Annotated in this window: 19 protein-coding genes; 7 read left to right on the top strand and 12 right to left on the bottom strand. The window is 39.8% G+C overall.

All coding sequences use genetic code 11. The features are described 5' to 3' along the window. Positions 1-65 precede the first annotated feature (65 nt). The 3 genes from LF822_RS02335 (at position 66) to LF822_RS02325 (ending at position 3,238) form a co-directional block, all read left to right on the top strand. On the top strand, positions 66-812 hold the full coding sequence (locus tag LF822_RS02335; protein ID WP_253922348.1) for a glycerophosphodiester phosphodiesterase: 747 nt from the start codon (positions 66-68) through the stop codon (positions 810-812). A 131-nt stretch (positions 813-943) separates the two neighbouring features. After that, positions 944-1,861, top strand: a complete 918-nt coding sequence (rnz, locus tag LF822_RS02330; protein WP_253922347.1) for a ribonuclease Z — start codon at positions 944-946, stop codon at positions 1,859-1,861. Positions 1,862-1,876: 15 nt separating this feature from the next. Then, positions 1,877-3,238, top strand: a complete 1,362-nt coding sequence (locus tag LF822_RS02325; protein WP_253922346.1) for an aldehyde dehydrogenase — start codon at positions 1,877-1,879, stop codon at positions 3,236-3,238. 324 nt (positions 3,239-3,562) lie between these two features. Here LF822_RS02325 and msrB read toward each other — a convergent pair whose 3' ends face one another. Beyond that, on the bottom strand, positions 3,563-4,126 hold the full coding sequence (gene msrB, locus LF822_RS02320; RefSeq protein WP_253922345.1) for a peptide-methionine (R)-S-oxide reductase MsrB: 564 nt from the start codon (positions 4,124-4,126) through the stop codon (positions 3,563-3,565). Between the two features lie 93 nt (positions 4,127-4,219). On the opposite strand from msrB, the gene LF822_RS02315 reads away from it, so the two are divergent. From LF822_RS02315 to LF822_RS02305, 3 genes are all read left to right on the top strand, one after another. Further along, positions 4,220-4,531, top strand: coding sequence for a hypothetical protein (locus tag LF822_RS02315; RefSeq protein ID WP_253922344.1), 312 nt, complete (start codon positions 4,220-4,222; stop codon positions 4,529-4,531). A gap of 72 nt (positions 4,532-4,603) precedes the next feature. After that, entirely contained in the window at positions 4,604-7,420 is a 2,817-nt protein-coding gene (gene ppc / locus LF822_RS02310) for a phosphoenolpyruvate carboxylase (RefSeq protein WP_483867084.1), read from the top strand. A 183-nt stretch (positions 7,421-7,603) separates the two neighbouring features. Continuing rightward, entirely contained in the window at positions 7,604-8,218 is a 615-nt protein-coding gene (locus LF822_RS02305) for a spore coat protein (protein WP_253922343.1), read from the top strand. 186 nt (positions 8,219-8,404) lie between these two features. Here LF822_RS02305 and LF822_RS02300 read toward each other — a convergent pair whose 3' ends face one another. The 9 genes from LF822_RS02300 to LF822_RS02260 form a co-directional block, all read right to left on the bottom strand. After that, the gene (locus tag LF822_RS02300; RefSeq protein ID WP_253922342.1) at positions 8,405-8,566 is read right to left on the bottom strand and encodes a hypothetical protein; all 162 of its coding nucleotides are present in this window, start codon (positions 8,564-8,566) and stop codon (positions 8,405-8,407) included. 1 nt (position 8,567) lies between these two features. Further along, on the bottom strand, positions 8,568-9,410 hold the full coding sequence (locus tag LF822_RS02295) for a DUF4003 family protein (RefSeq protein WP_253922341.1): 843 nt from the start codon (positions 9,408-9,410) through the stop codon (positions 8,568-8,570). 162 nt (positions 9,411-9,572) lie between these two features. Next, on the bottom strand, positions 9,573-11,075 hold the full coding sequence (locus LF822_RS02290) for a flotillin family protein (RefSeq protein ID WP_253922340.1): 1,503 nt from the start codon (positions 11,073-11,075) through the stop codon (positions 9,573-9,575). 113 nt (positions 11,076-11,188) lie between these two features. Beyond that, complete coding sequence (locus tag LF822_RS02285) at positions 11,189-12,451, bottom strand: PucR family transcriptional regulator (protein WP_253922339.1); 1,263 nt, start codon at positions 12,449-12,451, stop codon at positions 11,189-11,191. A 123-nt stretch (positions 12,452-12,574) separates the two neighbouring features. Further along, positions 12,575-14,122: an L-glutamate gamma-semialdehyde dehydrogenase gene (gene pruA, locus LF822_RS02280; RefSeq protein WP_253922338.1), complete on the bottom strand. Its 1,548-nt coding sequence runs from the start codon at positions 14,120-14,122 to the stop codon at positions 12,575-12,577. A gap of 21 nt (positions 14,123-14,143) precedes the next feature. Continuing rightward, positions 14,144-15,061 carry a proline dehydrogenase family protein gene (locus LF822_RS02275; protein ID WP_305881976.1) on the bottom strand — a complete coding sequence of 306 codons (918 nt, stop codon included), beginning with the start codon at positions 15,059-15,061 and terminating at the stop codon, positions 14,144-14,146. A 610-nt stretch (positions 15,062-15,671) separates the two neighbouring features. After that, positions 15,672-15,980, bottom strand: a complete 309-nt coding sequence (locus tag LF822_RS02270; RefSeq protein WP_253922336.1) for a MerR family transcriptional regulator — start codon at positions 15,978-15,980, stop codon at positions 15,672-15,674. Positions 15,981-15,991: 11 nt separating this feature from the next. Further along, positions 15,992-16,243, bottom strand: coding sequence for a Fur-regulated basic protein FbpA (locus LF822_RS02265; RefSeq protein ID WP_253922335.1), 252 nt, complete (start codon positions 16,241-16,243; stop codon positions 15,992-15,994). Positions 16,244-16,675: 432 nt separating this feature from the next. Beyond that, positions 16,676-17,245, bottom strand: a complete 570-nt coding sequence (locus LF822_RS02260; protein ID WP_253922334.1) for a beta-class carbonic anhydrase — start codon at positions 17,243-17,245, stop codon at positions 16,676-16,678. Between the two features lie 261 nt (positions 17,246-17,506). On the opposite strand from LF822_RS02260, the gene LF822_RS02255 reads away from it, so the two are divergent. Next, positions 17,507-18,523, top strand: a complete 1,017-nt coding sequence (locus tag LF822_RS02255; RefSeq protein ID WP_253922333.1) for a S8 family peptidase — start codon at positions 17,507-17,509, stop codon at positions 18,521-18,523. A gap of 37 nt (positions 18,524-18,560) precedes the next feature. Here LF822_RS02255 and LF822_RS02250 read toward each other — a convergent pair whose 3' ends face one another. After that, positions 18,561-19,805, bottom strand: coding sequence for a DNA polymerase IV (locus LF822_RS02250; RefSeq protein WP_253922332.1), 1,245 nt, complete (start codon positions 19,803-19,805; stop codon positions 18,561-18,563). Positions 19,806-19,886: 81 nt separating this feature from the next. After that, a complete protein-coding gene (locus LF822_RS02245; RefSeq protein ID WP_253922331.1) occupies positions 19,887-21,014 on the bottom strand; it encodes a M20/M25/M40 family metallo-hydrolase in 1,128 nt (375 codons plus the stop codon). Positions 21,015-21,021: the final 7 nt, after the last annotated feature.

The raw sequence follows: 21,021 nt of genomic DNA, 5'->3' as shown, positions 1-21,021 counted from the left end.
ATTGACTTCTTATCATTCATCACTGACAATCAAAACGAATTAAACCTTTAACTGAGGTGAAGCAATTGAAGAAAACTTTGATTTATGCTCATAGAGGAGCAAGTAAGCTTGCTCCAGAAAATACCATGGCTGCCTACCAGCTGGCCAGCGAGTCCGGAGCTGATGGTATAGAGATTGATGTCCAGCTGACTAAGGATCGTATTCCTGTTCTCATTCACGATGAGAATGTACGCCGCACCACTAACGGTACTGGATTTGTGCAAGACTACACGTTAAACCAAATCAAGAAATTAGACGCAGGCAGCTGGTTTTCCACAAAATATTCTGACTGTTCTATTGTAACATTGGAAGAATTTCTATGCTGGTTCAAATTCAAACCTTTGGAGTTGAACCTGGAACTAAAAACTAACGTAATTGAATACAAAGACATAGAAAGTCTTGTCTACGAGTCACTTCGCCGCCATAATATGCTTAAACGAACTGTTATATCCAGCTTTAACCTTAACAGTGTAAAAAGAATTCACGAAATAGACCCTCAGATTGACACAGCATTTCTAACATCAACGAAAAGACAAAACCTTGCGGAGTATGCATGGAATCAAGGCTCTTCATCTCTTCATGTAAAGTATCGCTTACTGGATAAAAACCTGATCAAACAATGTCGCAAACTTGAAATGCCGCTGCGGGTATATACAATCAACCGTCCATCTTACATGGAAAAATGCTTCAAAATAGAGTGTGACGGCATTTTTACTGATGTTCCCCATGAAGCTGTAGAATATCGAGCCCGCTTCCAAAAAAAGAGACTTTAAGAAGTCTGATTTATATTTATATGTTCATTTTAACGGTTTTTAATAGCAGAACGAATACTACTTCCTACAAGGGAAATGAAGTGTATCGATTTTAACAGGGTGGTATGATATCTAGAAAGGGGGATACATATATGGAACTATTTTTTTTAGGTACAGGATCAGGTGTGCCTTCAAAAGAACGCAATGTCTCTTCACTAGTACTCCGGCTGCTTGAGAAAAGTGGGAGAACGTGGGTGTTTGACTGCGGAGAAGCCACACAACATCAAATATTAAGTACAAGCATACGTCCCAGAAGAATTGAAAAAATTTTTATTACACACTTACACGGAGATCACATATATGGATTACCAGGGTTATTGAGCAGCCGTTCCTTTCAAGGCGGGGAAACTCCTGTTACGTTATACGGACCAACCGGCATAAAAGACTACGTTGAAACTAGTTTAAAGATAAGCGGCACCCGATTGAAATATCAGCTTTATATTGAGGAAATCGAAGAAGGTTTTCTCTTTGAAGATGACGCATACCATGTGGAGGCTATTAAGCTGAACCATGGTCTTGAAAGCTTCGGTTACATTATTAAAGAAAAAGATAAACTGGGAGAATTACTCCCCTCCCGCTTGTCTGAACTAGGAATAGAGCCCGGCCCTGTTTATCAAAAAATTAAAGACCAAGAAAAAACTACCCTGGATAACGGCCAGGTAATTTTAAGAAAAGAGGTTATAGGTCCTCCAAAGAAGGGAAAACGAGTTGCAATACTGGGTGATACACGCTATATGCCAGGCCTCAAAGAGAAACTGGCGAATGTAGACGTACTTGTCCACGAAGCTACTTTTGCAAGTGAGGAAGAAGAAATGGCACACGATTACTTTCATTCAACTGTCAGGCAGGCAGCCCAGCTCGCCAAAGAAGCTAATGCCAAAGAACTTGTCTTAACTCACATTTCTTCGCGTTATCAAGGGGAATCAATCAAGCAATTAGAACGTGAGGCTGCGGCTATTTTCAAGGAAACAACCATTGCTTTTGATTTCTACCAGCATCACATTAAATAACCTGGAGGTCGAATTATGCACCCGATTGTAAAACTGCAAAAAGACTGGTTTAAAGAAGGACATACGACTAGTTACGAGTTCAGAAAAGAACAGCTGCAGAAGCTTAAAAAGATGTTAAACACCTTTGAAAAACCAATCCTGCAGGCCTTGAAATTTGATTTAGGAAAGTCTGAATATGAGGCTTACACTGCGGAGATTGCTTTTTTAAAAAGTGAAATAAACGACCACATAAAACATTTAAAGGAATGGATGGCGCCTGTGCGCGTTAAAGCCCCTTTAACTCATGCAGGCTCTAAGAATTATATTATGAAAGAACCTTATGGAACAGCACTTGTTATAGCACCATGGAACTACCCGGTACAGCTTGCTGTTGCTCCAGTAATCGGAGCTGTAGCAAGTGGAAATACTGTGATTATAAAGCCATCTGAGCTCACTCCTACGGTTTCCTGGGTAATTAAGAGAATGATTGAGCAGTATTTTCCTCCCCATTATATAGCGGTTATTGAGGGTGATAAAGAAGTTACTCAAGAATTGATGGACCAGCCCATTGACTATGTTTTCTTTACTGGCAGTGTGCCAGTAGGAAAGAAAATAATGGAACAGGCTAGTAAAAGGCTTATCCCTGTAACTCTTGAACTCGGCGGTAAAAGCCCGGCTATTGTACACCAGGATGCTAACATTGACTTGGCAGCTAAACGAATCGCCTGGGGTAAATTTACTAATGCCGGCCAAACTTGTATTGCTCCTGACTATTTATACGTCCATCACGAAGTAAAACCCAAATTCCTAAACGCTCTTCAAAAATATATTTTTGAATTTTACGGCGAAGAATCATTATTAAACGAAGATTATGTAAAAATAGTTAACCGCAGTCATTTCGACCGGTTGTCAAGCTACCTTGACGAAGGAAATATTTTAGCAGGTGGACGTGTGGATTCTATGCAACTGCGTATTGAACCCACCATTATAGACCAGGTAACCTGGTCTGATGAAGTAATGCAGGAAGAAATTTTTGGTCCTATTCTTCCCATACTCACCTATGATGATTTAGAGGGAATCATTAACGAAATTAATGAACATCCTAAACCACTCGCACTCTACTATTTTGGCGGTTCAGAAGAAGATCAGCAAAAAGTAACCCAGTCTATCTCATTTGGAGGAGGGTGTATTAATGATACGCTTTACCACATTTTAAACCCTCATCTTCCTTTTGGCGGTGTCGGCGAAAGTGGAATGGGGAGTTATCACGGAAAAGCCAGTTTCGATACGTTTTCTCATGAGAAAAGCATTACTAAACAGACTACAAAGTTTGATCAGAAATTTCGTTATCCCGGCTCTAAAATAGGTCTAAAAGCAATAAAAACAATATTAGGCTGACAAAGAAGCCCTCCTTCTCATAGAGGACTTCCTCGGTTGTAGAAAAACTTGGATGGATGTATGTAGACAGGACATAGTATTTCAGGGTTCCTCCATTAAAATCTGAAGGAATAGGAAATGCGCCGCTTTGAAGCGGGACAGGCGGAAAAGCTTCCCGGTCTGCGAGCTTCCGCGGCCTCTCCTGTCTGCTTCACTTTTCCGTTCCTTATAATCAAAAGAGGCTCTCGGAACCATTGAAGCATGTAACCTTGTTGCACCAATTCTTAGGCGCCGCCTGGTTTAATGATCTAATATCGAATGCCTACTGATATACAAGCCTTTCTTCTATTTAAATTCATCTACAAACTCCGCATATCCTTCTTTCTCCAAATCAGGTTTTGGAATAAATTCCATGGCAGCTGAATTCATGCAGTAGCGGAGTCCCGTAGGTTGAGGACCGTCATCAAAAACGTGGCCAAGATGAGAGTCAGCTTGACTGCTTCTTATTTCTATTCTGGAGCCGAATAGGCCGGGATCTTCTTTCTCTACTATATTTTCTTCTGCCAGGGGCTTAGTAAAGCTCGGCCACCCCGTGCCTGGATCGTATTTATCATTTGAGCTGAACAAGGGTTCTCCAGAAATAACATCAACATAAATTCCTTTTTCATTTAAGTCCCAATATTCATTATCGAATGCTTTTTCTGTACCATCTTCTTGAGTTACTTTGTACTGTGAATCAGTCAGCATCTTTTTAAGCTCCTCTTGTGAATAGATCTGCTCATCTCCATTTTCACTAATGTATACATTTTTTTCACTTGGCTGGCCACCTGAGATACGATCAATTAAGGAAGGAGTAAAAACGACAGCGAAACCAACGATTACCAATGAGGCTATCAGGATCCTGTACAATCTCTCCCCTCCTCTATTAGAATAGTTATCATTATATTATCACCCTAACCGACACTTCGTCATGAACGAAGATTACTTTTTAGGAGGCAGATTATGAATAAGAATGAAGTTGAAAAACGCATCATCGAGAAATACCGCCAGGATGAAGATATGATGATCCTATTATTTGCCCAATGGTGCAGAAACAACAATATGGACCCACTCCAAGTTTACAAAGAAGCTTACCCGGACCAACCCCAGAATGTTAAATTGGAAATTGCCATAGATGCTGTGGTTCCAAAAGAGCAATCTGATGAAATATCAACTGCTGCCCTATTCGAAATTCTTTCAATTTTCGACAATGATGAGCTTGCTTTTAAAATAAATGAATATATAGTGTATAACCATAAATACAGCAGTAAATGAAGCGCTTGCAATTATCCCGCTGGTAATCTATTCATTTGACTATCCAAAAAATTCTGATAACATAATTAAAATATGAGTCACGGTAGAAAAACCGTGGTAATCACAACGATTATACAGGATGGTGACAACGTGACATTACAAACTAAAAACAACGATCATACGACACCGCTTCGCCGGGACGTAAACTTACTAGGAAACATGCTGGGTGAAATTCTAGTTCATCATGGTGGAGAAGAACTGCTTAACAAAGTAGAATCTATTCGAAAGTTAACGAAAGATTTAAGAAAAAACCACGAGGCAGAGAATTATGAGCAATTGAAACAAGAGATTTCTAACCTTAAGCCGCCAATTCGCTCCCAGGTTATTCGAGCCTTCTCTATTTACTTCCACCTCGTAAATATTGCGGAACAAAATCACCGAATCCGCAGACGAAGAGAATATCAACTTCGGGAAGACCACGGCGTTCAGCCTTATTCATTAGAGAGTGCTGTAAAAAACCTTAAAAATAATGATATTAGTAAAGAAGTCATACAAAATGTTTTAAACGACCTGTCTCTCGAGCTGATTATCACAGCCCATCCCACTGAGGCTACTAAACGTACTGTACTGGAAATACAAAAAAGAATCGCCAATATATTGATTCAACTCGATCACCCTCAATTAACGGACCAGGAAAGGCAGAATATTGAGGAAAGCTTATTTAATGAAGTAACAGTACTCTGGCAGACGGATGAACTCCGTCATCGTAAACCGACAGTGATGGATGAAGTTCGAAATGGATTGTACTACTTTGACAAAACGTTATTTGATGTACTCCCTGACATTCATCAGGAACTTGAAAATCGTCTGGAAGAGTTGTATCCGGAAGAAAATTGGTCAGTACCCAACTTCTTACACTTCGGTTCCTGGATTGGTGGCGATCGAGACGGCAACCCTAATGTTACCCCGGAAGTGACGTGGTCTACACTTGAAAGTCATCGTAAATTGGTACTTAAAAAATATGAAACGGTTTTAATCGAATTGATGAAACGATTCAGCCACTCCACTACTCGAGTGAAGGTAAGTGAAAGTTTCCTGAGAGCTGTTCAGGAAGAAGAATCTTCTATTCCACATGAGAAGCGCTGGCGCGTTGATAGTGAAATTTACCGTCGTAAGTTTGCTATCATTCTTGAACGTCTGAGAGAAGTGGGGCAATCTGAAGTCGGGTATAACGAAGCTGACGAACTATTAACCGACTTACAAGAAGTTCAAGAAAGCGTCCATTTCCATCATCCATCTAAAAGAGAGCTCAAAATGCTAAAGAAGCTAATTAGACAAGTGAAGCTTTTCGGTTTCCATTTAGCTACATTAGACATCCGCAACCATAGCGGTGAACATGAAATGGCTATTACTGAACTACTGCAAAAAGTAAATATTACAGAAAACTATTCTGAGTTAAGTGAAGACAAAAAAATAGAACTTCTTTCAAAGGTATTAAAGGACCCGCGACCGATTTCATTGCTTAATGAAGATTATTCCGAAGAGACTCAGGAAATGCTCAAGGTCTTCCAGCTGATCCGGGAAGCACACAAAGAATTTGGCGAACGTTCAATTCAAGTCTATTTAATCAGCATGACTGAATCTGCCAGTGACTTACTTGAAGTGCTATTATTAGCTAAAGAAGCAGGTATATACAGACTTCATGCAGATGGAAAGGTAGAAAGCGGATTGGATGTTGCTCCATTACTTGAAACAGTAGATGATTTAAAAGCAGGACCTGAAATATTAAAAACTTTGTTCTCCATGGATGTATACAAGAAACATTTAGATGCCCGAGGTAAAGATCAGGAAATCATGTTAGGGTATTCAGACGGAAGTAAAGACGGCGGCACCTTAACCGCGAACTGGAGATTGTATAAGGCACAGCAGGAAATCCATGAAATGGCTAAAGAATATAATGTCGGACTTAAGTTTTTCCATGGCCGCGGTGGTTCTTTAGGCAGAGGAGGCGGACCTCTGAATCGAAGCATTGCTTCACAGCCGGTAGAAACGTTAGGTGACGGGGTAAAAATAACTGAACAGGGTGAAGTTTTATCCTCCCGTTACTTAATTACTGATATTGCCTATCGCAGTTTAGAACAAGGAGTATCAACTCTTCTGGAAGGTGCTGCTCATGTTTCTAAAGAAACTGAACAGGCAACAAGCTGGGAAGAGCATTGGGAACAAGTAATGGAAGAAGCAGCTAACACTTCTTTGAAGAAATATCAGTCCCTTGTCTTTTCAGATAAAGATTTCTTAACTTACTTTAACGAAGTCACTCCCCTTCAAGAGATAAGTGAACTAAATATAGGCTCCCGCCCAATGAAACGAAAAGACAGCACTAAATTTGAAAATTTACGTGCCATTCCATGGGTATTTGCCTGGACGCAAAACCGCCAGCTCCTGCCTGCCTGGTATGCAGCTGGTACAGGACTTGCAGAATATGCAGAACAAAACGATTCAAACTTAACTAACTTACAGCAGATGTACGAAAACTGGCCGTTCTTCCGTTCAACCATCGATAATTTACAAATGGCGCTTACGAAAGCTGATATGCACACAGCCAAAGAATATTCCGCTCTTGTAAATGATGAGGAAATGGGTGAACGCATCTTCCAAAATATTGTTGATGAATATAATACAACAAAAGATATTCTTCTAAAGATCACAGGTGACAATGAGCTTCTAGATCATCAGCCTACAATCCAAGAATCTGTTCGTTTGCGTAACCCTTACGTGGATCCCTTAAATTTCTTGCAGGTTGACTTAATTAAAGAGCTTCGCGAACTTGATGAAACTGACGAAGAATTACTAACGGAAGTTTTGCTAACAATCAGCGGGATTGCAGCAGGGCTTCGAAATACTGGTTAATATCTACCGGGCATTTAACTGCCCGGTTTTTTTTATTTCGAATAAAGTACTGCTGCTAATTCCCCCTATCTAAACACCCGCTTCACCTATTGTATAAAGGATGAATTGTGCCTGTTTATAATACATATTTATTTGTGATTAAACCACAATAGAGAAGAATCTTATTATCAGGAGGAATCAAACATGGACCAGCAAGTACCAAATCCTAATACCGAGCCGTCTGAACAAATGCCCCCTTCCATCAGTCATGGGGGACACGAATTATTCGACGCTCACGAGGTTATTGCATCTATTATCAGCTTGTTAGATCAATATCAGCTTTACAATCAGCATATGCAGGATCCGGAACTCAAACAAATGGCAGATCGTCAATCTCGATTTTTAACCGAGCTTTATAATATTATGGTGGAGTGTCTGCAGACAGGCAGTAAACCAGCAGAATCCACACATATTTATAAAATGGAGCAGAGCAATGACGTTATCTATGGAATGCAGCCCGCTCAACCTAAAAAGCCCAACCAGTCGATTAAAGAGCTTTCTGATCAAGGAATTTCCGCCTATATGCTGGGCCAGGTAAAAAGCTTAGCTTCATTAATGTCTATGACAGCTTTAGAAATGACGAACCCTGTGCTTAGAAGAGTAGTGGCGGACAGCGTGCCGAATCTCATTGAAATGAGCTATGAAGTATTCCTTTATCAAAACAAACATAGTTACTACCAAGTGCCGCAACTGGCCCCGCAGGACCTTACCCAAATGACTCACAGCTATACCCCTGTAGAGATTCAAGACCTTCACTAAAAAAACAGCCTCTGGGCTGTTTTTTTACCAGCTTGTTGAAATCCCATCGTTTACTCTAAAGAGTAAACATTCAAAGGATTCTAGGAAACGACTTCCTGTCCTTTTTCTGCAGATTCTATTGGAGGCACCACGGAATATCATGTCTACATCCATTCAAGCTTTTTTATTCTCGAATATCTAACCAGTTTAATTGGAATTTGAAGAATTCGACGCTGCAGATACAGCCACCATTCCTGCCATCATCGCTGCCTGCTGTGCCTGTAAAATAGCTTCCATTATAGTAAACAATCCGGTTTCCACCATGTTACTATTTTTTAACCGTTGACTCACATTAAGATTAACTGCCATTTTAAAGATTAACTGCCATTTTAAAGTTAATGTCTTTCTGCCATTTGAAGTGTTTCGTGCGATCTAAGTCATCTTTAATATTTTGAATCATTTCTAACTCATTCTTTCCCTGTTCCATTAGAGCAAGCAGTCCAATCTCAGGGTAAAGAACACTCTTTGGTTTTATAGAGATTTTTTTCATTTGATCATACACTTGAACAACACGATCAATTAATACATCCTTGTCGTGACTCTTGTCGAGTGCCAGGATATAACTTAGAAACTGCAGGTCATTCCCTTTATAGAAATTATTTCTGCTCAATTGTTTATAAAAGTATTCTACATTGGCCACGATCTCCTCTGCCTCTCCCTCTAATTGAGACAGAAGAACAGCAAGTGGATAATCCTCATTCGTGGTTATAAAAGGGTGCTCACTTTTCATCTCTTTAAATACTTTTAAAGCTCGTTCCATTTGAGCTTCATTTTCTTTTAATCGATCATCTGCTAAAATCACCAAAGCCGTAATGTACGTGAAATTACCCTTCTTAAACCCTTTATTGACGAGTTTGTCATAGATCTCAATAAATTCACTGTATTTCTCCCTGGTATCCGTAAAACGAGCGTCTAGAAAAGCTGCTGCGGTAAAACGTAAATTGGATTTAAGAGGCGAAAACAGACTTGCTTCCTTCTTGATGAAATCACACAACCCTCTATATCTCGATGCTGAAAAAGGGGAGTCGTTCATGGCATAAACAGATGCGGCAAGCATCAGTACTTTTTTGTCTGTCCATTTGACCGCATCATCCATTTCAAAAAATATCCTTTTAAAATCTTCGATTATCGCTTCTCCTTGATGTTCTTCCATTTCCTTCACGTCCTTTCGCAAGTCTCTTATTATTTACGCATCAGGGTCCTGAAAAGTTTCATATGCGACCAGTAAAGTTCTGTTTATTACCATAGCCATCGCAGCTAAAAAAAGACTGCCGAGATTTTCCCTCGACAGCCTTCTCATCCCCGGCCAGCTCATTTAATCTTTATCAGCGGTGCTGTAAGCCAGAGTTTCTCTTTCCGGATCTTCAGATAAGTTATTCTCATTGTTATTAGAATTGTTCTTACTTAAAGAATCCAGCATACTTGATAAATCTAAACCTGTTAATTCTTTTAAAGGTTCATGCATATCCATCATAGTCTTTGTAACGCTCTTTCCAAAGGAAGAGACGCCCTGGCCATTTCCAGAGTCAATAATTTTCACAGAATCAATATTATTTAATGGGGCAGAAACTTTCTCGGCAAAAACAGGCATCATTTCGATCATTTTCTCAACAATTATAGCGTCGCCATGTTTTTCCATTGCTTCTGCAATCAGACGACGGGACTCCGCTTCGGCTCTACCCTTCTCTCGAATAACTTCAGCTTCTGCCAGTCCTTCTTCTTTTTTAATGCGGGCAGTCGCTTCTCCGGCAATCGACGATTTTTGAGCGTCGGCTTCAGCACGTTTTGTTGTTTCATATGCTTCGGCGTCAGTTTTTGCTTTCCTGACTTTTGCTTCTTCATTCTCAAGTTTAACGAGGCGTTCTCTTTCAATATGTTTTAGGTTAAGATCTTCTTCTTTCGCTCTGCGTTTAAGCTGCAGATCTTCTTCCTGGACTTCCTTTGCAAGCTTCGTACGTTCCAGCTCATAGGACTGTTCTGTCTGAGCACGGGCCCTCTCTGTTTCTTCCTTAAAAGCAGCATCTTTAATATCTTTTTCTTTACGTGACTGAGCGATAGCACTCTCTCGTTTATACTCTTCTTCCTTAGCTTCCTGATCTGTACGGGCTACATGCATTCTCGTTTCTCTCTGACTATTCGCTTCTGCAATTTCAGCCTGCTTCCGTACTTCAGCAATGCGGGGTCTTCCTAAGTTTTCTAAGTATCCATTTTCTTCATCCGCATCACGCAGGTCAGTCAACCCAAGGGAAGTAATTTTAAAACCCATCTCATCTAATTGTTTTTGGGCTATGCTTGTCACTTTTTCGTTAAAACTTTCCCGATCTTCATTGATTCCCTCTACAGTCATTTTTGATAAAATGGCTCGAAGGTTACTGCCTAACACTTCAACAATTTCCTGTTCTATTTCATCTTGTTTTTTCCCGAGGAATTGTTCAGCGTAATTAGCAATCCCCTTTAAACTGTCTGCTACTTTAATCATAGCTACTGCATCCGCGACAATCGGTACTCCACCATTTGTATAAACTTTTGGAGTTTCCAATTTCAGCTGAAAACTCGTTAAATTAACGGGAGTGGAAGTTTGAAACATTTTTAAGCGATAGCCGCCGCCGCGGATAATTTTCATCGAACGACCTTCATCATCTGTGAAGATATTTGTCTCCTTCTCAGGATCGCCCAGCTTAGGGCCTGTAATAATTAAAGCTTCATTAGATTTAGCTGTACGATATCTAATCTTTAACCAGAAGAAGCCTACCGCTCCGACTACAGCTATCACAATCAACAGCGGAATTAAAATAAATAATACGTTTGATAACGACATATGTAATTGTTCCCCCTTGAAAAGAATTAGTTATAGTGTAACATTTTGTCAACAAATGAAAATAGTTCTATCTGATTTTTTAAAAGAAAAAACCACCTCTACAACGAGATGGTTTATAAAGCTTCGATATAGCGCTGATAGTATGCTTCCACATTATTAAGAAGAAGTAATTCAGTATAAATGTAGCTTTTCATATTAAAATCATTAAAATCAATATTTGTTAATTCCTGTATCTGTTTAATTCGATAATTTAATGTGTTTGGATGAATAAACAATTGTGTCGCTGTCTGCTTCCCTTTACCGTTATTCGCCAGATAAACTTCTAAGGTACGCAGCAGATTTGTCTGCTTATCTTTGTCGTTCTGGATCAGTTTAAGAAGGTCTTCACTATAGTAATCCTCTGAGCTGTTTTTCTCATAAAGAGCAGCCAGATACCGATAAATGCCGAGTCTAGCGAATTCTCTGGGCATGGATTCAGGACGGGGAGTAATAAAGTTAGCCGTTTCTATGACCTCTAAAGCCTCAAGGAAGCTTTTCCTTAAATTAAATAGTGTCGTGTATTCTTTGCCAATCCCTATGAGAAAATAATAAAACTCTTCTTCTCCCGTTTCAAATTTCACATCGTCAATTAATCTTCTGGCTGTTTCCCGGGAAGAAAATTCGCCACTGAGCTGACCATTTATAACAATAATAATTTGAAATTCTGTTTTTAAATACAGCATTCTGTTTCGTTCAGAGGACTGCTGGATCACCTTCTCTAAATAATCAAGCATATATTTATGCTTAGGCGTCGTAATGGAAAATACAGCTACCGAAAACCGTTCAGGCAACGTTAGTTTTGCCAGAGACGAATCGTGACGAATTTGACTCTCACTTCCATACTCGTGATGCAGGAGTTTCCAAATAAGTTCTTCTTTATGTCCTTCCTTCGCGTTAGCTTTTGCATATACGTCATAGATCAGCTTACCAATATGAGGGGTTATTTCTTCAAGAAATGTAAGTTCTTCATCTTTTAACAGCTGATCCGATTCCTGAACCCATACATACCCCATTGTATGCCCTAAATGTTTAGCCGAAATCACGATCCGCTGATGGAAACCCAGTTCTTCAATAGGCTGTACTCGTATAGCATCCCGGCGCTTCTCAAGCCGCTGAACAATTCCTTCTTTTTTTAGACGATCAATAATAAAAATAGGACACTTCTTGGACAAAATTGTCTTTTGCTGAGTCTGATCAAACTCATCAAAAGACGAGCTGTATGAAATAAGCTCGAAGTTTTTGTTTTCAATTATAACCGGTTTTTTCAGTCTTGAACTTATTAATTCTGTAGCTTTATGGACATCTTCAACTTGAAATATTAATTCTTTTACTTCCATAATAAATCCATACCTTTCTCAGGTCGTCACAATATGACTATTTAACCATCATTATAGCGATTAATCATGAAAAGAAAAAGAAAAAGAGCTCCCCTGTAAGAAGAGCTCTTCACATAAATAGTATTAATACATTTCCGAGATAGTTTTTGCCTGCATGTGGAGGGCTAGATAATCAGGACCGCCGGCTTTAGAATCCGTGCCTGACATTTTAAAACCGCCAAACGGCTGATAGCCTACTATTGCGCCTGTACAGTTACGATTAAAGTATAGGTTTCCGACGTGAAAATCACGCTTCGCTTTTTCCAGATGATCACGATTATCGGAAATTACCGCACCTGTTAAGCCGTACTCAGTATTATTTGCAATATCGATCGCTTCATCGAAATCTTTCGCTTTAGTAAAGCAAACGACAGGTCCAAAAATTTCTTCCTGCTGCATGCGAGATTTCGGAGCCAGGTCGGCAAAGACGGTAGGCTCAATGAAATACCCTTTGGAGTCATCACCTTTTCCACCTGTGACTAGACGACCTTCTTCTTTTCCAACTTCGATATAACTCATCACTTTGTCAAAGGCACCCTGATCGACCACAGGTCCCATGTAGACGTTCTCTTGTGAAGCATTGCCGACAGTTAATCTCTCAGTCCGCTCTTTTACCATCTCAAGCAACTCATCGTACACATCTTGATGAACAACTGCTCTAGAACCGGAAGAACACTTCTGACCCGAGAATCCAAATGCAGACACAACAATCGCTTCAGCTGCCGTTTCCAGATTAGATTTATTATCTACAACTACCGTATCTTTTCCTCCCATTTCTGCAATAACCTGCTTAATGTGAGTCTGACCTTCTTTAATTTCAGCTGCTCTTTTAAGAATACGGGTTCCTACATCGCGAGAACCGGTAAAAGAAATTAATGCGGTTTTGGGATGGTCTACTAAATAATCTCCTACTTCGCCACCGCTTCCCGGTACAAAATTCAGCACTCCTTTAGGCAGTCCTGCTTCCTCTAAGACTTCCACAAACTTAGCTGCAATCACCGGGCTGTTACTGGCCGGCTTCATAACAACTGTGCTTCCTGTTACAAGTGGTGCAACCGTAGTACCGGCCATGATTGCAAATGCCAGGTTCCAAGGCGGGATAACTACAGCAACTCCTGTTGATGTGTAAATATAGCGGTTTTGCTCGCCTGCGCGGCTCTCTATCGGTTTACCGTCCTTAAGTTCAATCATTTGACGACCATAATATTCTAAGAAATCGATAGCTTCAGCTGTGTCTGCATCTGCTTCTTTCCAAGGCTTTCCGACCTCATATACGAGGTAAGCAGAAAATTCATGCTTGCGTCGACGGATAATACTGGCTGCACGGAAAAGAACTTCTGCCCGTGCGCGCTCATCCCATTTCCTCCAGTTCTCAAATGCGGTAGAAGCAGCTTGAATTGCTTTTTCTGCAATTTCTTGATTGGCTTTAGAAACAACTCCTACTACTTCTTTAGTATACGCAGGATTTGTTGAAACGATCTCTTGATCAGTTCGAATCCTCTCTCCATCAACAAGTAGATCATGTTTTTGTCCAAGCTCATCTTTGACTTTTTTTAAAGCCTCTTCAAACGCTTTTTTATTTTCCTCAATTGTGAAATCAGTGAATGGCTCATGCTTGTAAGGTGTTACCATAGTAAAATTCCCCTCTCAATTTTATTTTTTGAAGATTCCTTTTATAGCAAAGGCGATATTCGCCGGCCTTTCGGCTAAACGTCTCATAAAATATCCGTACCAATCCTCACCGTAAGGTAAATATACGCGTACGGTATAACCTTCCTGAATAAGCTTTTTTTGTGTTTCATTCCTCATGCCATACAGCATTTGAAATTCAAACTGTTCTTTAGACATCTTCAACTCTGCTTCTAACTCTTTCGTATAGTCAATTATGGCATCATCATGGCTGGCAATTGCTGTATATTGACCATTCTCTAAATTCTTTCTAATTAAGCGCTTTAAATTCGAATCAACCATTTCCTTATCTACAAATGCTACTTTGCCAGATTCTTTATACGCGCCTTTGACCAGCCGCAAATATGGGTTATAGGAACTAAGTTCATCAATATCTTCTTCCGAACGGTAAAGATAGGATTGAATAACAGTTCCAAGATTCGAATAATCTTTTTTTAAAGATTTGAAAATATCCAGTGTAGTTCCGCACCTCGAAGAGTCTTCCATATCAATTGTAACGGTAATCCCCGCAGCTTCTGCTGCATCTAAAATCATTTTCATGTTTTCCATTACCAGATCATGACTAATATCAAGGCCTAATGACGTTAACTTCAAAGAAACCTCTGAGTTCAATTGATGATCAGCGATGGACCGAATTGTATCTATGCATTCCTGCGCTCGATTCCTAGCTTCATCTTTTGACTCCACAAATTCCCCTAGATGGTCCACTGTGACCTGTAATCCATCATGGTTAAGCTGTTTAATAATAGGTATTGCTTGACTAAACGTTTCTCCTCCTACAATCTTGTCAGCCCCAAAGCTTGTTCCAAATCGCTTTGCAAAACGATCTAATACTTTGTTATTGGAAAGGAATAAGAAAAAATTCTTACTTATGGCTTCCAAGATCACCACACCCTTTCTGTCATTCATTTATAACCATGTGGAATTTGTAAAATAGAATTTAATCTATTAAGAAAATTATAACGATTATTGTGAGCTGCTGACAACGTGGCACGTTCACAAACATCTTCATCTCTAATTGTGGTTCAATCACAATTAGAAAAAGCCCGTAATAATTTTTTTCAACACGACCATAAAAAAACCGTCATTATGCAATGACGGCCAGCTTGTTGAGAAACTATCGTTTACTCTTAAGTGTAAACATATCTTGCATAAACAAGAGGTAAGGGTTTTAGGAAACGACTCGCTTTCCGTGGGCGTACGGTAAGCCTCCTCAGTCTTTGCCTTCCGGGTTCTCACCAAGTCCGTTTCTCCCACAGGAGTCTCGCCGTTTCCTAATACCCTTTTTCTATAAATGATCACTAGACCCATAGGCGTTTATGAGGTCTTTTTCTGTGATTCAATGGTTCCGAGAGCCTCTTGTGATTAAAAGGAACGGAAAAAGGAACGGCCGGTCCCTTCCCTTTCCGAAATCGAATCTAAGCCTTCAGACCAAAAATTAAGACTGTCGAGAACTTTCCCGACGGTCTAACCGTCATTATGCAATGACGGCTTAAAGTTTCTTCATATTAAACTGAGCATTGAGCTGACCCTGAATCATATTGTCTCTGACTTCACGTTTCTTATTGTCATTTAATAATTCTTTTTTGATTTCATATGTTTGTATCCCTTCTTCACGCTTATCCGCAATATCCATAAGTAGTTCAATATCAGAGAAAGAATATTTCCGAGTACCTCTCTCCGTTCGCTCAGGAAATATTAAGCCACGCGATTCATAATATCGAATCATTCGGCATGTCAATCCTGTGATTTCATTCACAATCCCAATTGTAATGACTTTCTTATCTTTATAAGAAGACATAATTTACTCCTTTAACCAACATTATTATTCAGCTTTACAGGTTTTTGTTCAGTAAGCCGATTGTGATCAATAATAGCTTTGAGCTGGCTTAACGTTAACGTACATGCGTCCCTGGCAGACGGGTCCAATAAATTAGCGTTGATCAGCTTATTTATATAATGTTGTTTCATTTCCTGAATTGCATTCCGCAGTTGATTGGGTTCCGATACATCCATTATCCAATTATACTCATCATTTGGCTGAAAATTTTTAGAATGTTCCATTTAAGAACTCCTCCCTATAATTAAAAAGATTAAATCAGGACTACTGCAAAAATGGAAAAATATCTACTACATAACTTACAACGTCTCCCCTTTTCTCTTTTATAAATATAAGGATAGATGATATTCAGTGAAATGTCAGTTGTTATGTAAGAAAATCTGACATTAAATCAATAATAATTAAATTTTATGTTAGGATTAGTGACATAAACTCACATAAACATACGAAGATTAGTGGGTAATGTCATCGACGGGTGACTGTACCCACCATTTCCTTTTTTCAAGGTATAGTGAGAGGCTGAGACATAAGTAAAGCAGTGAACCATTTTGACGGAGCGATAGTGTGAATTCTCTTTAACATAAATAATCCGAACTGATTTCTACAAAATCATTCGGATTATTTTATGTTTTTTATTCAGTTTTGGCCCAACTTCTTTAAAGTCGCTGTTGATAGCCGTCTTTTACTTTATCAAGTCTTCCAGTGTCAGGATCAATAATCAATCCGTGAACAGGAATGCCTTCCGGCAGTAATGGGTGATTTTCTACTACTTCAACACTCTCCTTAACACTTTCTTCTACGCTGTTGAATCCTTTTAAGAATTTTTCCAGCTCTACTCCTGAATAATTCAAAGTATGTAAGGTTTCTTTTTGAACCCCCCGGTCCTTCATCTTACTTACTATACTTTCTGTTTCTAAGCTGGCCATGCCGCAATCATAATGGCCGACGATGCATACTTCTTCTGCACCTAACTCGTAAATAGCCACTAAAATACTTCGCATAATACTGCCGAAGGGGTGGGAAACGACGGCCCCGGCTGTTTTGACAATTTTTACGTCACCATTTCCTACATTCATCGCTTTAGGAAGCAGTTCAACTAACCGCGTATCCATACAAGAGACGATGACCATCTTTTTGTTAGGCAGTTTGCCTCGCTGATATTTTTCATATTCTTTGTTTCCGACAAACTTTTCATTATGATCTAAAATTTCTTCCAATAACTTCATAATATCTCTCCTCATTTACATTACCTTTCTTATTATAGTAGCGTTCTCTAATGGTATTGAAAAGTATTTTCCCTTAAAGAAGAAAATTGAACCTATTATCTCATTAATAATTAGGTCTTTCTCTTCGTTTTACAAAAGAATTCAAGGGAATATATACCATATGTGGTGATATAATGCTACTAATTCCATGCATCTGAACTTACAGACATTTATCGTTCAATTATCCCTTTCTGAGTTGATCATTTATGAAGGAGGAGTATTATGAGTAAAATTCGTTTGATTCCGTATGAAGTAGATGAGATCGTTGAGGTGTCTTCTGAGACGCCGGAGGGAGTAAAAATGGTTCAGGCTCCTGAGGTCTGGGACAGAGCTGATAAAGGCAGCGGAAGTGTAATTGCAGTGATCGATACGGGCTGTCAAATTGATCATCCAGACTTAAAAAACCGAATTATTGGCGGCAGAAACTTTACTTCTGATTATGATGGAGATGAAGATAATTATGATGACAACAACGGACACGGCACTCATGTAGCAGGTACGGCAGCTGCTTCCTCGGCTAATGATGACGGTATTTTTGGTGTCGCACCAAAAGCAAATTTGTTAGTTGTCAAAGTATTAAGCGAGGATGGCAGCGGTGATTATCAATGGATTATTGACGGCATTGAGTATGCAATTGACTGGGAGGGCGATAACGGAGAAAAAGTGAGAGCCATTTCCATGTCTCTTGGAGGTCCAAGTGACGTACCTGAACTATATGAAGCCGTAAAAAGAGCCGTTGACGAAGGGATTCCCGTTGTTTGTGCAGCAGGAAATGAGGGGGATGACCGACATGAGACGGATGAGTTCGCCTATCCGGGAGCTTACAATGAAGTCATTCAAGTAGGGGCAATTGATTTTAATAAAGAAATCGCACCGTTTAGTAATACAAATGACGAAATAGATATTGTAGCACCAGGAGTGAACATACTATCCACTTATTTAGATAGTAAATATGCTAAGCTTTCAGGCACTTCAATGGCTACTCCTCATGTATCCGGTGCTTTAGCACTGGTCACTAAAGTTGCAGAGGAGCAATTCGACCGGCGTTTAACCGAAGCAGAGCTGTATGCCCAGCTGGTAAGACGCACGATTCCTCTTGGTTATCCCAAATCCGCCGAAGGAAATGGGCTTCTTGCATTAGCTATTCTTGATCAATTCGAACAGTTATTCAAAGCATTTAATACTTCATTCAATTTGCCGAGAGAAAAAGAAAAAGCTGGCACTTCCAATAAATCATAATACAAACAGCCACCTTCGTTAATTGATCAGAAGGTGGCTATTTCTTATAATCATCAAGAAAGTCTTTTTGGAAGCTGGTTGTCACTTTTGCCTCCTGAATATTTTTTAAAGACCTGAAAGTGTTCTCACCATACTTCTCTGTTAAACTATCCATAACTTTATAAAGCTTCTCTTTAGATGCATATTGCTCAAAATTGAACAGATCCAGCTGCTGGGTGGCCTCAGACTTCTCTGATAAATCTTGGGCAGTCACTCCTAATAACCTTACAGGCTGCTGGTTCCAATGTTCATCAAATAAATGCATAGCTACATAAAACAATTCATCTCCGGAAGATAAGAATTCACTCTGCTGTTTACTTCGCGTAATTGTTTTTCGATCGTGATATCGTATCATAATCTGTACGTTATTAGCAACAACGTTTTTATTTTTCATCCGGGCTTCTACTTTATTTACGAGCTTCCTAAAGACGCTTCTTATTTCCACATCATCCGTAGTATCTTGAGCTAAGGTTGTAGACGTACCAATACTTTTAAATTCATGTACAGCCTCAGGATCCACTGGCCGCTGATCTATTCCGTTTGCTCTATTTCTAAGCCTTTCCCCATTGACTCCAAGAAGCTGTTTTAATTCAACTGATGAATGACTGGCTAGATCTCCAATCGTATTGACTTTTATTTTCCTTAATTTTTCTGCAGTCTTTTCGCCTACACCATACATTTCTTCAATGGGCATCACCCACATTTTTGTCGGCAGGTCTCTTTTACGCAGCACTGTAATTCCCATTGGTTTTTTCATATCTGATGCCATCTTTGCTAAAAACTTGTTAGGTGCAATGCCTATACTGCAGGGTAAATCCAATTCCTTATGAATTCGCAATTGTATCCGTTCTGCAATTTCGAGTGGTGAGCCTTGAGCTTCACACCCGGTTATATCCAAATAGCCCTCATCAATGGATACAGGCTGCACAAGCTCCGTTACATCTGCTAAGATTTTAAACATTTCTTTGGACGCTGCACGATAACGATCAAATGTTGGACGCATCACGATTAAATTCGGACACAGCCGCTTTGCTTCCCCAACGGGCATAGTCGTTTTAACCCCAAACTTCCTTGCTTCATAACTACTCGTTACGACGATGCCTCGGCGTTCTTCAGGATTCCCTGCAATAGCCAGAGGCTTTCCTCTAAGATCAGGATTGAATGCCATTTCCACGGATGCATAAAAGCTGTTCATATCAACATGAAATATGACACGTCCGTTTTTCGGATACCATTTAGACATAGTCCCCATCCTTCTCCTTCGAACGTTAGTTCTCACATTATATCATAAAAACAGCCATGCAATATACATGGCTGTTTCATTTTAATGGCTGGCTGCTTCTTCAATAATAGCGGTCACAAATTCTGCAGCCTTTTCTAATTCAGATACAGGAATCCGCTCGCTTGTCGTATGAATTTCTTCATATCCCACAGCTAAGTTTACAGTGGGGATATTAAAGCCGGCAATAATGTTAGCATCACTGCCTCCACCACTGGTTAAGAGTTCACTCTCCCGGCCAATTTTAGCGGCGGCAGCTTTTGCTACTTCTACGACCTGGTCACCTGCTTTATGCTTAAATCCCGGATACATAATTTCTACGTCGAGATCTACTTCTCCACCCATTTCTTCAGCTGTTTCGTAAAATGCTTTTTTCATTAATTCTACTTGCTTCTGCATTTTTTCCGGCAATAAAGAACGAGCTTCAGCCAGGATTTCCACGTAATCACAAACAATATTTGTCTGCTTCCCTCCTTCAAACCTTCCAATGTTCGCCGTCGTTTCCTCATCAATACGGCCCAGGGGCATTTTTGCGATCGCTTTAGAAGCCAGAGTTATAGCAGATACCCCTTTTTCCGGCGCCACTCCCGCATGAGCTGTTTTCCCTTTTACTTTAGCCAGGATTTTGGCCTGGGTCGGAGCTGCAACGATAATGTTTCCCACATTGCCGTCACTGTCTATTGCATAACCGTACTTCGCTTTTAAATGCTTAGCATCCAAGGCTTTTGCTCCAACAAGACCGCTTTCTTCTCCTACCGTAATAATAAATTGAAGGTCTCCATGTGCGACCTCCTGCTCCTGAAGAGTTCGCACAGCTTCAAGAATCGCTGCAATACCAGCTTTATCGTCCGCTCCGAGGATCGTACTGCCATCAGTAGTTACATAGCCATCCTTAATAGAAGGCTTAATGTTATTACCCGGAATCACTGTATCCATGTGTGCTGTAAAATAAATGGGGTCTGCGTCACTTTTGGTCCCTTTTAAATTACAAATTAAATTTCCAGCTCCATGGCCTGTTTTTTCTTTCGCTTCATCTTCTATGACTTCAAGACCTAGATCTTTAAATTTTTTTTGAAGTACTGTTGCGATTTCTGCTTCATACTTCGTTTCAGAATCTACTTGTACCAGCTCCAAAAATTCATTTAGAAGTCGTTCTTTATTTATGGAAACCATCCTTTTA

It is taken from the genome of Halobacillus sp. A5 (assembly GCF_024189315.1).
GTDB lineage: Bacteria > Bacillota > Bacilli > Bacillales > Halobacillaceae > Halobacillus_A.
Note: the sequence above shows the minus strand (reverse complement) of the source record. Positions and strands in the feature narration are given on the sequence as shown.